This is a genomic window from Mycolicibacterium peregrinum, from assembly GCF_001665625.1.
Classification (GTDB): Bacteria; Actinomycetota; Actinomycetes; order Mycobacteriales; family Mycobacteriaceae; genus Mycobacterium; species Mycobacterium peregrinum_B.
In genome coordinates this window covers 36330-50480 of the sequence record NZ_LZSY01000032.1, presented here as the reverse complement: position 1 = coordinate 50480, position 14151 = coordinate 36330, and the positions used below count along the sequence as shown (strand labels likewise).

The window sequence follows — 14151 nt, the reverse complement described above, 5'->3', positions numbered from 1 at the left end:
GCAGACTGTCCAACGCCCCGATCGCGGCCAGCCGCCCCGCGATCGCCGCCGACTCCGCCCGCGCCGCGCCACTGATCTTGTCGATCAGCGCCACATCGGAATCAGCCTCGAACATGTGTTCGACACTACGCCGATCCACTGACACGCCGAGGGGTTATCCACAGCGCACGATTCATCCACAGCGACAGTCGATTACGTTGCACTGGACCGCGACTCGAGGCAGACGGCCGCGCATCACCGAATGCAGCCCAGTCAGGGCAGTGCGGCGGCCTGTGCCATATGCCCCTGGAAGCCGAGCCGGGTCGCCATATCGCGGTACTGGTCACGGTATGTGCGGTAGCTCGCGTCGTCGCCCTTGGCGCGGGCGATGAGTGCCCGGACCCGCAGCAGCATGATGTCGCGAATGATCAGGCCGTCCTCGGCGGGGGTCGCCGCCAGTCTGGCGATCGCCGCCTCGGCCTCGGCCACATCGCCCTCGGCGCCGCGGTCCAGCAGGGCCTCGGCGAGGATCCCGGTCGCCAAGATGTTGTACGGAAGCTGCCCGCTGTGGAAGAGGTCGTCGATCGCTTCGCGTAGCACCCGGATGGCCCCGGCCCGGTCTCCGCGCTTGGCCCGTTCTCGCGCGGTGTACACATCGATGCCGACCAGCTCGGACATATAGAACCGTCCGCTCACGCACATCTGGCGAACCTGGCCGAGGATGGTCAATCCTCGCTCGCGGTCGGCCGGCGAATCTCGGTTCAGCAGGGCGTATCCCATGGTCACCCGCGCCAGGCCGAGCGCGATGTCGTCGCCGGCCCCTTCGGTGATCTGCAGCGCCCCGTCGATGTCCCGCAGCGCTTCGTCGCTGGCGAGCAGTACCCCGCAGGACACCGTGGTGAAGTACGTCCAGGTGATGACGAGAGCGTGGGTGAACCTGTCGGTGTTGCGAGCCATGGCGAGTGCATGATCGAGGTCGGCACGCCAACCATCAAGGCCCAGAGCCCATTTGGCGATGCTGCGCGCTGCGAAGGCCGCTGCCAGCGGTGAGCCGACGATGAAATTTCCCTTGGTCGCGTCGCCGTCGGCCATATCGATGGCCATCTGCGACCAGCGCAGCACCTCACCCATTTCGCCGCTCTCGATCTTGAGCGAGATCGGGGTCGCCGACAAGCCGACGGTGAGCGCAGGGTCGCCGATGGATTCGATCAGGGTCATGTGCTCGGAAACCTGTCGTGACGCGTCGCGCACCCGGCCCTGCAGCATCAGTTCACCGGTCAGCCCGGCCATGCCGATGGCCAGCGAGGCTTTGTCTCCGGCGGCCTCGCACAGCTCCTGCAGTTCCTCGAACCGGGCGCCGGAGACAGTGACCTTGCTGCGGAAACCGTTGCCGCACACGAGAGTACGAGGAGCTATTCGCATCGCGGGCCGGTCCGGATCGTCGGCGGGCAGCAGGTCGGCGATCTGGCGGGCACGCTCCCAGCACATCTGGGCTGCGGCGGTATCGCGGTTGTTCGCCCATGCTCCGGCGCGCATGTGCCAGTTGTATGCCGCATGCAGGTCGCCGGCGGCCTCCAGGTGTTCGGCGATCAAGGCAGCGTTTTCGTCGGCCAGTTCGGGTTCGCGTGCGGCGATGGTGTCGGCGAGGCGCCGGTGCAGTTCGGCGCGATCGGATTTCAGCTGTGATTCGTAGGCGACAGTCCGCACCATCGGGTGGTGGAATGCGAACTCCGCGTAGGGCGTGTACTGCACCTGATCGATCAGCTCGGCCTCGATCAGATCCTCGAAGATGGGTTCGGTGTCCAGGCAGGCCAACAGCCCCGCGCTGAACCGGGACCCGATCACCGCAGCGGCGCTGAGCGTTCGCTTGGCCGCCGGGTCCAGCCGGTCGATCCGCGCGGCGATGGTGGCCTGAAGCGTGGCAGGCACGCTCACCCGGCCCTGCCCGTCGGACAGCACATAGGCTCCGCGTTCGCCGTGGAGCAGGCCCCGTTCGGCCAGGTCGCGCACGATCTCGAGGGCGAAGAACGGGTTGCCCGCGGCGCGCCCGGCGATGGTGTCGGTCAGGTCGGCGACCCCGTCGCCGGTCCCCAGCATCTCGTTGATCAAGGCCGAGGTCTCTGAATCATCCAGTGGTGCAAGCACTATGGTCTGGGCGCCATGGACATGGCTCAACGCACCGTGGTATTCGGGGCGGTAGGTGATGACGACCAGGGACGGCGTCTGCGGTGTCACCGACAGGAAATCCGACAGCATCGATTCGCTGACCCCGTCGATCCAGTGGGCATCCTCGACGACGTAGACCGCCGGGGCGCTCCGTGCCAGCGACGCGGCGTTGACCAGGGTGGTGAGGCGCCGCCGCCGGGCATCTGGGTCGATCATCGGCAGAACGACGTCGGGGTCGCCGATGCCGAGCAGGTCGTCGAGTAACTCCAGGCTCTCTGTGGTGTCGTCGGGAACCTGGTCTCGGAGCTTCGAGCGGGCCGCCTCACGGTCGAGGTCTGCCACGCCGAATCCCGCCCGCAGCAGGCCGGTGATGGCATGAAATGGGATTTCACTGGTGTGGGACTCGCAGAACGTGGAGTGCACCGGCACCCCGCGTGCGGCGGCCTTTGCCGCGAGTTCGCTGACCAGTCGGCTCTTGCCGATACCGGGTCCTCCCACCAACAGGACGATGCTGCCGTGGCCCTGGATCGAACGTTCGAGGATGCCCTCTAGGGCGGACAATTCCCAGCCTCGGCCGACCAGGGTCGATCCTCCGACATGGAGCAGGTTGTGGGCGGAATTGAGTTCCAGCAGCCGGCGGGCTTGGATCGGGTGCTCGGCTCCCTTGACCTGGACCATCTCAGCCTCGCCCAGCATCATGGTGTCTTCGACCAGGCGTGCGGTCGACTCGGTGAGCATCACTCCGCCGGGCGGCGCGACCGATTCCATGCGCTGGGCCATGCCCACGTGCTCACCGATCGCGGTGTAGCTCATCGTGTCGGTGCCGACTTCCCCGGTGATGACCTGACCTGAGCTCAGACCGATGCGAAGCTGCAGATCGAGGCCGTCGCGGGCAGTCACCTGCACCGCCAGCAGGGCGGTCTCCTGCAGGATTTCGAGCGCGGCCAGGCAGGACCGAAAAGCATGGTCTTCCAACGCAACCGGTGCGCCGAAGATGGCCATGATGCCGTCACCCGTGAACTTGTCGACGGTGCCGCCGTATCGACGGACCACGGAGGCGGAGTGGTTGAACAGGTCGCTCATGATCTCGCGGAGCCGTTCGGCGCCCAGGGTCGCTGCGATGTCCATGGACCGGACGACATCGGCGAACAAGACGGTGACCTGCTTGTATTCGGCGCCCGGAGTCGATGTGACGGGTGCGCCGCACGCATCGCAGTACCGGGCGCCGGCCCGCGGTTCGGTGCCACACGTGCGGCACGTCGCAGTTTCCGTCATTCGAAGCCCCCGCCATCGGAGAACCTGCTGCATCGAGAATAGAACGCAGCAACGCCGAAGGGGCGGGGATGGCCCACCGTCACGATGGGCCTTTTCCGCAGCAACGACGAATCGAGCAACTACCTGCGCCGACGCCGGACCGGTAGGCGCCTAGTGGTGCCGTCCGAATCGGAAATGGCGATGACGCGTTTTGTGCGATTCCGCGACGGTGTCAACCTTCTGGCTCATCTCGGCCACCAGTTGTCCGATGAAATCCGCGTTGGCCGTAGTGCCGCACACCTGTGTCTGGACCACCACGTTGTGTCGCGGTGCCATGCCGAAGTGGCATACCCAGCCGTTGGCGTCATCGCTGAGGTCCGTTGCGTACGACACGACCACGCCATCGCTCTCCGAGACGTCACCGATATGCCAGGGCCATGGATCTTCGCCTGGAACGGTCTGGGTCACGTCCTGGCCGACGCATTGCTGCCATTTGCCTCGAATGTCCTCAACCACCTTGCGCGCGGTGTCGGTATCGGGATATGCGATCACCGCCTGGTCGAACAACATTTCCGGCCCGGTTCCGTCCCCTTCGGGGGATTGCAGGAACTGCCTGCGTACCGCCGTCGAACCGGTGTCCTGGTACCAACCCGCCGTGGCCGGATCGCCGATCACGCACGGATCATTCCCGCGCTCGGTGTCCCAGGTGGACTGAACGGCCCCGTCGTCGTAATTGGGGTCCCCTACGAGCGATGGGGTTCCCAATATGTTGCCTGCTTCGGCAGGCGTCAGCAGGGTGCGCTGGAGAGCGGAATCCTTGACCGTCTTGGTCTGCTCCCCGGTGCCGAGAAAGTACATGAGTCCCGCCACGAGTAGGGCACAGACCACCACTCCCAAGATCACCCAGGCGACGGTCTTGTTGCCACGCCGCGGCGCGGGTGCGGCCGGGGGCACGGGGACGGGTGGCCAGGGCGGCGGCTGAGGCGGCCACGGACTTTGCGGTGGATATGTCATGGTGGCGGAAAGCGTAACGGTCGATTGGGTCGCAACAGGTGATCAACCGCTGAATATTGTCAGCTTGTCTCCAGTACTGCCCGCCAGGCCGCCAGTTTGCCCTCAAAGCGCATGGTCTGGGCGGGACTGGTCGAGGGGGCCCGCGCGCTTGGCGACGGGGGAGTGCCGACCAGGCGCCGGTAGTTGGTCTCGGCGGCAGCCCCGTTGAACACCACTCGCTCCAGAGTGTGGTGCGCGGCGAAGAATTCCGCAAAGTCGTTGGGCACCATGCTGTCCCGCTCGACAGCCGAATCCAGGCTGCCCACTCGCCGGCAGGACCGGAGCACATCCCACACCGCCACCCGGTGCGTGAGCAGGGCATCAACACGATCTGGATAGGGCGCATCGGCATCGAACCCGAACAGCGCCCCGGTGATTCGCCAGAACGCGTTGCGTGGATTGCCGTAGTACTGGCCCGAGGCCAACGACATCACGCTCGGCATGTTTCCGAGGATCAGTACCCGGGGCCGCTGCCCGACGAGGGGGTCCAGTCCGTGCAGGAGCTCCGTCACGGGCCGGCCAGAAGTTCGGATACGGTGACGAATCGGTAACCGGCCGAGCGTAATTCGTCGATGATCCGGGGTACTGCGGCACGCGAGGGAGCGCGGCTGTCATACATGGCATGCAACAGGATGATCGAGCCCGGCCGTGCCTCGGAAACGGTCTCGGCCACGATCGCATCGGCATCAGCCGTGGAAGACGAATCAGGTTCGACGTCCCAGGTGACCATCGTCCGATCATGGGTGGACAGGTAGTGCGGCAGTGTCCAGAGCTTCTTGCCGTACGGCGGGCGGAAGGTGATCGGGCCCCCGTACCCGGTGGCACGGATCGCGGTGTCGGTGCGTTCGATCTCGTCGGCGACGGTGGCCGGCGCCGTCAGCACCATCCGTCGATGCGAGTAGCTGTGGTTGCCGATCTCGTGGCCTGCCGTGGCGATCGCGGTGCCGAACTGCGGTGCAGTGCTCAATTCTGCACCGGTGAGATAGAAGGTGGCTCGAACCCCGGCGTCGCTGAGCATCCGCAGCACCTCAGGGGTATGCGTGGTTGGACCGTCGTCGAAAGTGAGGGCGACGACCTTGGCCGAGGTGTCGACCCGGTGCACCAGGTGCCCGGTGAGGGCGAAGGTGCGTGACTTCGACACCCAGTACCCGGCGGCGAACACGGTAACGGCGACGATCAGCAGAACGGCGAGACTCCACAACCATCGACGCACCCTCGCATGTATACCCCGCGCACACGCGGGCGCCCCGAACGGCGTGGGGGGAGTCACGTTCGGGGCGCCATGTCGTAAGTCGTCAGCTCAGGTGATGGACCTCCTGCAGTCCGTACACCGGCGTTGCCAGGCCTTCGTAGCGGGCCTTGAGCTGCAACGCCAGATACAGCGAATAGTGCCGGGATTGGTGCAGATTCCCGCCGTGCAACCACAGGTTGGGCTGTTGGGTGGGCTTCCACATGTTGCGTTGTTCGCCTTCCCATGGACCGGGGTCCTTGGTGGTGCCGGAACCCAGACCCCACACCTTGCCGATCCGGTCGGCGACTTCCTGGCTGATCAGGTCTGCCGCCCAGCCGTTCATCGATCCGAACCCGGTGGCGTACACGACTACGTCGGCGGGGAGTTCGGTGCCGTCGGCCAGGATCACCGAGTTTTCGGTCAGCCGGTCGACCTCGCCGTGGGCGAGTTTGATGCTGCCGTCGGCGACCAGTTCGCAGGCGCCGACGTCGATGTAGTAGCCCGAGCCGCGGCGCAGGTATTTCATGAACAGGCCGGAGTCGTCGTCGCCGAAGTCCAGGTCGAATCCGGCGGCTTCCAGTCGCGCATAGAAGTCCTTGTCGCGCTGGCGGATCGCGTCGTAGATGGGCCGCTGGAAGTCGGCCATGATGGCATACGGCAGTGACGCGAAGGTCAGATCCGCCTTCTCGGTGGTCATTCCGGCAGCCACTGCGCGTTCCGAGTACAGGGCGCCCAGGCCCAGCTCCATCAGTGAGTCCGACTTGACGATGTGGGTAGAGGATCGCTGGATCATCGTCACGTCGACGTCGTTCTCGTACAACGCTTTACAGATGTCGTGGGCGGAGTTGTTGGCGCCGATCACTACTGCGCGCTTGCCGAGGTACCGGTCCGGGCCGGGGTGGTGGCTGGAATGGTGCTGCTCGCCCCGGAACACTTCCTGGCCGGGCAGCGTCGGAATGTTGGGCTTGCCCGACATGCCCGTCGCGAGCACGAGTTGCACGGGCCGCAGGGTCACCGCTTCGCCGTTGCGGTTGACCTCGACGGTCCATCGCTGTTCGTGTTCGTCGTAGGTGGCGGACAGGCAGGTGGTCGAGCTCCAGTACGGCACTTCCATTACCCGGGTGTAGAACTCGAGCCAGTCGCCGATCTTGTCCTTGGGGGCGAACACCGGCCAGTTCGCCGGGAAGGGCAGATACGGCAGGTGGTCATACCAGACCGGGTCGTGCAGGCACAGCGACTTGTAGCGTTTGCGCCACTGATCGCCGGGGCGTTCGTGTTGATCGACGACGATGGCGGGCACCCCGAGTTGGCGCAGCCTGGCGCCGAGGGCGATGCCGCCCTGCCCACCGCCGATGACCAGGGTGTAGGGCTGCTGGGAGTAGCCCAGGGTGAGCTCCTCGTCGAGACGCTTCTCGGACCACGAGCGAGTGTCTGGATCCGAGCCGTGAATCGCGCCCAACGGCCGGTTGGTGCCCTTGTGCTCCTCGTGGCCCTTGAGTTCCTGCAGCGTGGTCAACAGGGTCCAGCCCAGTTCGTCGCGCAGCCGCAGGTGGCCCTTGCAGCGTCCCGCCGAGGTCTCGAACTCGATGAATGCCGAGGTGATGACGTGCTCGCCGTCGAAGTCCTCGGTGGGGGTTTCCGCCGTCCGGAATCCCGAGGGATCGGTGTCGTTCAGCCGCGCGGCCAGCATGTCGGTGATGCCCTCGTGGCCCTCGACGGTCTTGAGGTTCCAGGTGAACGAGACCAGATCCCGCCAGAAGCTGTCGGTCGCGAACTTCGCCACGACGCGTTCGATGTCCCGGTCAGCGAGCGCGGACTCGAAGTCGGCCAGCCAGGTGTCAACCCGTTCCTGCGGTGACAGTGTGGTCAGCGGTGCGGCGGTGGTCTGTGTCATGTGGCCCAGCCCACACCGTGTCCAACACGGCAACAAGGGTTGCACGGGGTTGCATCGCAACAGGCATTTGCGTGCGAAAAGACCTGCGGGGAGACATCGCAACGCCTTGCAACCCTTACGACGTGCAGGGGCGTGGGCATAGAAACATCCACCATGAAAGCAGCCGTGTACTACGGACCGAACAAGGTCGAGATCGCCGATGTCCCGGAGCCCGACCCCACGCCCGGCACCGTCAAGATCAAAGTCGGTTTCAATGGAATCTGTGGCACTGACCTGCACGAATATTACGCGGGCCCGATTTTTGTGCCCACCGAGCCGCATCCGTTGACCGGCAGGCAGTTGCCGCTGACCATGGGGCACGAGTTCTCCGGGACCATCACCGAGGTCGGTGCCGGTGTCACCGGGTATGCGCCCGGCGACCGGGTTGCGATCGAGCCCATTTACCGATGTGGCAATTGCGCACCGTGCCGGGCCGGTACCTACAACGTCTGCCGGCAGATCGGTTTCCACGGCCTGATGTCCGACGGCGGCATGGCCGAGTACACCGTCGTTCCGGCCGACATGTTGCACCGCCTGCCCGACAACGTGTCGCTTGAGCTGGGCGCGTTGGTCGAACCGATGTCGGTCGCCTACCACGCCGCGACGCTCGGGGAGGTTGGTCCGCTGCATACTGCGGTGATCTTCGGGGCCGGGCCGATCGGCATCGGCCTCTGGTTTGCGCTGCGCGGCAAGGGTCTCGACGACGTGTTCGTGGTGGAGCCGTCGCCCACCCGGCGCGCGGCGATCGAGACGCTCGGGGCCAGGACCCTGGATCCGACCGCCACCGACGTTCCCGCGTTCATCGCCGATCGCACCGACGGCCGGGGTGCCGACGCGGCGTATGACGCTGCCGGAGTCGCGCCGGCCATCGCCGCGGCGACAGCATGCGTGGGGGCGCGCAGGCCGACGATCAGTGTCGCGATCTACGAGAAACCGCTCGCGACACCGCTGCTCAACCTGGTGATGAACGAATCCAGGATCCAGGGCTCCCTCTGCTACACCTCGGCCGACTTCGAGGCGGTCATCGATCTCATGGCGCAGGGGCTGTACGACCCGAAGGGGTGGGTTACTCCCATTGCCATCGACGACGTGATCGACGAGGGATTCGAGGCTCTGCATGCAGGTAAGAAGATGAAGGTTCTGGTCGACCCGAGCGCAGGTGCATCGTGATATCGCACGGCAAGGCGGCCTGAAATAGCTGACAAAGCAAAAACATTCGAGCATGCCCGGCCGAATTTGACGTGAGGGTCAGTTCGTCGATCGGAGGGCTTTCGTGGCGTCATGTAGTGATGTGGAGCACAATCGGCGGTGATGGCTGGTTCGTCGGTACCCGAGCCCGCGGTTTCCTCTGGTGAGGACCCGCGGCGTTACGCGATGCTGTTGTCGGCGGTGTACGACGCGACCATGTCAGGTGACCGCGCGCCCGCGCGTCCGCGTTCGGTCATCGAAGATTCCTGGAACAGGTTGCGGGCCAAGGGGATCAACCCCGACCATCACATTCCGCCCCGCGTCGAGACCACCGGGCTCGACTTGCTCAGGCAACAGTCGGGGCTCATGTCGGTACTCGACGAGGTCACGCGCGGGCTCGAATCGGTGATCGAAGAGGGCGACAACATCCTGGTCATCGCCGATGCCCGCGGTCGGGTGCTGTGGCGGTCCGGATCGCCGCGGGTGCTGGGCCTCGCCGACCGGCTGGGTTTCATCGAGGGTGCGTCCTGGAGTGAGAACGCGGTGGGCACCAACGGCATCGGCACCGCGCTGGCCTCCCATCGCGCGGTGCAGATCTTCTCGGCCGAGCACTTCCTGCGCAGTCACCACCCGTGGACGTGCGCCGGTGCCCCGATCCGCGATCCGCGCACCGGGCAGGTGATCGGGGTGGTCGACGTGTCGGGCCCGGCTCCGACGGTGCACCCGACGACGGTGGCCCTGGTGGATCTGGTGGCGCGGCTGGCCGAATCCCAGCTCCGCGAAGCGCACGACCGGACGTTGAACCAGCTGCGCGCAGTCGCCGCCCCGATGCTGGCCAGGGTGGGTGGTCCGGCGCTGGCGGTCGACGCCGAAGGCTGGGTGGCGGCCGTGGCGTCATTGCCGATGCACAATCGGATTCTGTTGCCCGAGAATGGTTTACCTGGCCGCGTGTGGATCCCGCCGCTGGGCATGTGCGATGTGGAGTCGTTGCCGGGTGGGTGGCTGGTCCGGGTGGCGGACGACGCGGAGTCCACGGCGGCGCCATCGAAGGTCATCCTCGACCTGCGTGACGGGGAGCCTTCGCTGGAGATGGCCGGCCAGTTCGGCAATTGGCGGCGCAGCATCTCCAGTCGCCATGCAGAGATCCTGCTGGTGCTGGCGACCAGTGAGCAGGGCCGGTCGGCACCGGAACTCGCCGAGGATCTCTACGGTGACCGGTCGCGAGTGGTGACCGTGCGTGCCGAAATGTCGCGCCTGCGTAAGCAGTTCGCCGGCCTCGTGGCGGGTAGGCCCTACCGGTTCGGGGATTCGGTGGTCGTGGACGTTCGGTACCCACAGGACATGTCGATGTTGCTCACCTCGTCGACGGCTCCGGCGGTGCATGCCGTGCGCGGTATACCTTGACCTGATGACGGCCGACCCCACACTCCTGGACGGACTCGACGGCGAGGCCGGTGCGCAGCGCGCCGAGCTGGTCGAATGGCTTCTGGCTCGCGGCATCAGCGCCGATCAGATCCGCCAGGCCGGCACCCCGATGCTGCTCGCCTCGCGCCGGGTTGCCGGAGATGACGGCACCTACGTGTCGACCCGCGAGATCAGCGAGCAAACAGGGCTGGACATCGAGCTGGTGCAGCGGTTGCAGCGGGCGATGGGGCTGGCGACGGTCGAGGATCCGGACGCTGCGGTGCTGTTGCGGGCCGACGCCGAAGCGGTGGGCTTCGCCGAGCGCTTCCTGGAACTGGGTATCGACCCGGATCAGATCGTGCAGATCACCCGGGTGCTCTCCGAGGGGCTCAGCCGGGCCGCCGAGGTGATGCGCTACGCCGCGCTGGCGGCGGTATTGACACCGGCGGCAACGGAATTGGAAACCGCCAAGGCCAGTGAGGCGCTGGTGGCCGAGGCGGCCCCGCTGATCGGTCCGATGATCTCTGACATGCTGTTCGTGCAATTGCGCCATGCGATGGAGACCGAGGCGGTCAGCGCATCCGAGCGAGCCGAGGGGGTTCCGCTCCCCGGTGCGCGGGTGGTCACCATCGCGTTCGCCGACATCGTGGGGTTCACCCGGCTGGGCGAGGTGGTACAGCCCGAAGACCTTGAGCGGCTGGCGAATCGGCTGGCTGAGGCGGCTCACGAGGTGGCGGTGGGCCCGGTGCGGTTGATCAAGACGATCGGCGATGCGGTGATGCTCGTCAGCACCGATGCGGCGGCGCTTCTGGAAGCGGCACTGCGGTTGGTGGCCGTCACCGAAATCGACGACGAGTTCCCGCGGCTGCGCGTCGGTCTGGCGACCGGGCCTGCGGTGAGCCGGGCCGGAGACTGGTTCGGGGGTTCGGTGAATCTGGCCAGTCGGGTTACCGGGGCGGCCCGGCCCGGGACCGTACTCGTGGCGGAGTCCACCCGGACCGCGGTCGGTGAGGGGGACCGGTTCAGCTGGTCGTTCGCCGGAGCCCGCCACCTCAAGGGCGTCAAGAACGACGTCAAGCTGTTCCGCGCCCGGATCGCGTAGACCTTTATCGAATCTTCATCGAACGACTAGGACAGCCACATCGAGCCTGGGGAACCTTGAGGCATGACGAAACTGATGATGCTGGGTGCCGGCGCGGTCGTGGCGGCGGCCCTGGTGGCCGGCTGTAGCAACCAGTCCACCGACGGGGCGGCCGATGCGACCACCGCCACCTCGGCGACGGCGGCGAGCCCGCAGGCGCCGGGTGAAGCGGACAACTCAGCGCACGACGACGCTGATGTGATGTTCGCCCAGCACATGATTCCGCACCATCAGCAGGCAGTCGAGATGAGCGACGTGCTGCTGGCCAAGCAGGGCATCGACGCGCGGGTGACCGAACTGGCAACCCAGATCAAGGGTGCGCAGGCTCCCGAGATCGCGCAGATGCAGGGCTGGCTGACGCAGTGGGGTAACCCGCCGATGCCCCCGATGCCGCAGCAGGGCCATGGCGACATGGGCCACGGCAACATGGGGCAGGGCGACATGCCCGCGATGCAGGGCATGGTGTCGGAGGCCGACATGACCGCGCTGCGCGACGCGCAGGGCGCCGAGGCGGCCAAGCTGTACCTGACGCACATGATCGCCCACCACGAGGGCGCGATCACCATGGCTCAGGATGAGATCAAGGACGGTCAGTATCCCGCCGCGGTCGAGATGGCCCGCACCATCGTGAAGACGCAGCAGCAGGAGATCGACACCATGCGCCAGATCCTGGGTTCGCTCTAGCTGGTCGGCAGGATGATCGTGAAGGTGGTCCCGGTACCCGCGCCGGTCGCCGGGCTGCTCACCTCGATCCGTCCGCGGTGCCCTTCGACCAGGGCCTTCACGATCGCCAGCCCGATGCCTGACCCGCCGTGGTCGCGGTCGCGTGCAGTGTCGGCCCGATAGAAGCGTTCGAAGACATGGGGCAGGTGCTCGGCGGGGATGCCCTCGCCGGTATCTGTCACGGTCAGCGTCAGGGTGCCGCTCTCGGGACCGGTGGTGGCGCCGATCGTCACCTGTCCTCCTGCCGGAGTGTGTCGCAGCGCGTTGTCGAGCAGGTTGCCCAGAATCTGGGCCAGCCGGTGCGGATCGGCCCACAACGCCGGCAGGTCCTCGGCGACCTGGGACCGCAAGGTCACGCCCTTCTCGTCGAACCGGTCCTGCGCTGCGGCTACGGCGGCCGCCACCACAGTGCGTGTCGCGACCGGTACCGGGGTGATCGTGGCTGGGCTCTCCTCGGCCTTGGCCAGGGCGGCAGCGTCGCCGGCGAACCGGACCAGCCGGTGGGTCTGCTGGCGCAGCATCGTGACGGTCTCGGGGTCAAGGGTTCTCACGCCGTCCTCGATGGCCTCGAAGTAGGCCTCCAATACCGAAACCGGGGTGCGGATCTCATGAGCAAGGTCGCTGAACAGCCGGCGACGACCGGCGTCGACAGCCTCCAGTCGTCCGGCCATCTGGTTGAAAGAGCTGGCCAGGGAGTCGAATTCGTCACCGAGATGGGCCGGTGGCACCCGCGAGTCGTAGTGGCCGTCGGCGATGGCTGTCGCGGCCCGGGTCACCTCGGTCAGGGATCGCTGCAGCCGCCTACCGACATACCAGGTAACGATCAGGGCCGCCAGTATCGCGACGCAGGACGCGACCGCGATCGAGATGGCCGTGGCATAGACGTACGCCTCCTCGGCGTGCATCTGCTCGGCCGAGTCGCCGGAAACCCCTGCGCGGTGCAGATGTTCGCGGAACAGCGGCGGCCCCACGACGGCGGCCACCAGCCCGGTGGTGCCGGCACCCGCGACCAGAACCAGGGCCTGGGCCGACAGCAGCCGGGTGCGCAGACCGACGGTCATCGCCGGCCGTCCTGCACCGTGCCCATGCGGTATCCGACGCCGCGCACGGTGATCACGTACAGCGGGTCGGCCGGGTCGTCGCCGAGTTTGCGGCGGAGGTGACCGATATGGACGTCGACGAGGTGTTCGTTACCGACATAGGTGGTTTCCCATACGGATTCGAGGAGTTGGCGACGGCTGAGTGCCACTCCGGGCCGGGCCGAGAGAGCGGCAAGCACGTCGAATTCGGTGCGCGTCAGCATGATCGGTTCGTCATCGAGGAAAACCTGGCGTCCGTCGACGTCGATGCGCAGCGCGCCGAACACCCGGCCGTCGGCCGCCGCGGGGGAGGGGACGCGGGGTCGGCGCAGCATGGCCCGCACTCGGGCCACCAGTTCCCGCGGACTGAACGGTTTGGTCATGTAGTCGTCGGCGCCCACCGACAGGCCGACGATGGTGTCCGTCTCGGTGTCTCTGGCGGTCAGCATCACCACGTAGGCGTCGGAGAACGTACGCAATTGTCGGCAGACTTCCACACCGTCGATGCCGGGCAGGCCGAGGTCCAGGACAACCACGTCGGGGTCGACCTCGCGGGCCAGGCGCAGCGCCTCGGCCCCTTCGTGGGCGACGGTGACCTCGAATTGATCGCGGGTCAGATAGCTGGCGATGACCTCGGCGAGCGGGGCCTCGTCGTCGACCACCAGGGCCCGGTAGCCACCCGGTACGTGCTGCATCAGCCCATAGTGCAGGAGTGGGACGGGGACCATAGGAAATTAATACCCTAGGGGGGTATAGTATGAGACGACTGCCAAGCTGGTTCAGGAGGAAATTGATGAATACCCAGACTGTCACCGTCACCGGCATGACCTGCGGGCACTGCGCCACGTCGGTACGTGAAGAGGTCGGCGGCATCCCCGGTGTGCGCACCGTCGATGTTGATCTGTCGACCGGGCTGGTGACCATCGGTAGCGAGAACCAGCTGGATCCGTCCGCCATCAGCGATGCGGTCGCCGAGGCCGGCTACGCCGTCGCGAGCTGA

General features: G+C 66.5%; 12 protein-coding genes. 5 read left to right on the top strand and 7 right to left on the bottom strand.

Features of this window, described 5'->3' with window-relative positions; translation table 11 throughout:
• Positions 1-252: 252 nt before the first annotated feature.
• The 5 genes from A5779_RS05295 to A5779_RS05275 form a co-directional block, all read right to left on the bottom strand.
• Positions 253-3420 (bottom strand): ATP-binding protein, encoded by a 3168-nt coding sequence (locus A5779_RS05295; protein ID WP_064879674.1) that lies wholly within the window; start codon positions 3418-3420, stop codon positions 253-255.
• 150 nt (positions 3421-3570) lie between these two features.
• On the bottom strand, positions 3571-4413 hold the full coding sequence (locus A5779_RS05290) for a sensor domain-containing protein (RefSeq protein WP_082941537.1): 843 nt from the start codon (positions 4411-4413) through the stop codon (positions 3571-3573).
• Between the two features lie 59 nt (positions 4414-4472).
• Positions 4473-4964 carry a DNA-deoxyinosine glycosylase gene (locus A5779_RS05285; protein WP_064879670.1) on the bottom strand — a complete coding sequence of 164 codons (492 nt, stop codon included), beginning with the start codon at positions 4962-4964 and terminating at the stop codon, positions 4473-4475.
• Complete coding sequence (locus A5779_RS05280) at positions 4961-5665, bottom strand: polysaccharide deacetylase family protein (RefSeq protein ID WP_064879668.1); 705 nt, start codon at positions 5663-5665, stop codon at positions 4961-4963. The genes A5779_RS05285 and A5779_RS05280 overlap by 4 nt, the downstream gene beginning before the upstream one ends.
• Before the next feature lie 82 nt (positions 5666-5747).
• Complete coding sequence (locus A5779_RS05275) at positions 5748-7577, bottom strand: flavin-containing monooxygenase (protein WP_064879666.1); 1830 nt, start codon at positions 7575-7577, stop codon at positions 5748-5750.
• Between the two features lie 153 nt (positions 7578-7730).
• On the opposite strand from A5779_RS05275, the gene A5779_RS05270 reads away from it, so the two are divergent.
• From A5779_RS05270 to A5779_RS05255, 4 genes are all read left to right on the top strand, one after another.
• Positions 7731-8786, top strand: a complete 1056-nt coding sequence (locus A5779_RS05270; protein WP_064879664.1) for a 2,3-butanediol dehydrogenase — start codon at positions 7731-7733, stop codon at positions 8784-8786.
• Positions 8787-8927: 141 nt separating this feature from the next.
• A complete protein-coding gene (locus tag A5779_RS05265) occupies positions 8928-10208 on the top strand; it encodes a GAF domain-containing protein (protein WP_064879663.1) in 1281 nt (426 codons plus the stop codon).
• Between the two features lie 4 nt (positions 10209-10212).
• Entirely contained in the window at positions 10213-11310 is a 1098-nt protein-coding gene (locus tag A5779_RS05260) for an adenylate/guanylate cyclase domain-containing protein (RefSeq protein WP_064879689.1), read from the top strand.
• A gap of 63 nt (positions 11311-11373) precedes the next feature.
• On the top strand, positions 11374-12033 hold the full coding sequence (locus tag A5779_RS05255; protein WP_064879662.1) for a DUF305 domain-containing protein: 660 nt from the start codon (positions 11374-11376) through the stop codon (positions 12031-12033).
• Here A5779_RS05255 and A5779_RS05250 read toward each other — a convergent pair.
• Together A5779_RS05250 and A5779_RS05245 are read right to left on the bottom strand one after the other, a co-directional pair.
• Positions 12030-13133: a HAMP domain-containing sensor histidine kinase gene (locus A5779_RS05250; RefSeq protein WP_064879661.1), complete on the bottom strand. Its 1104-nt coding sequence runs from the start codon at positions 13131-13133 to the stop codon at positions 12030-12032. The genes A5779_RS05255 and A5779_RS05250 overlap by 4 nt on opposite strands.
• Positions 13130-13846, bottom strand: coding sequence for a response regulator (locus A5779_RS05245; protein WP_064879686.1), 717 nt, complete (start codon positions 13844-13846; stop codon positions 13130-13132). The genes A5779_RS05250 and A5779_RS05245 overlap by 4 nt, the downstream gene beginning before the upstream one ends.
• A 98-nt stretch (positions 13847-13944) precedes the next feature.
• Between A5779_RS05245 and A5779_RS05240 the strand changes: the two genes are divergently transcribed.
• A complete protein-coding gene (locus tag A5779_RS05240; protein ID WP_064879659.1) occupies positions 13945-14151 on the top strand; it encodes a heavy-metal-associated domain-containing protein in 207 nt (68 codons plus the stop codon).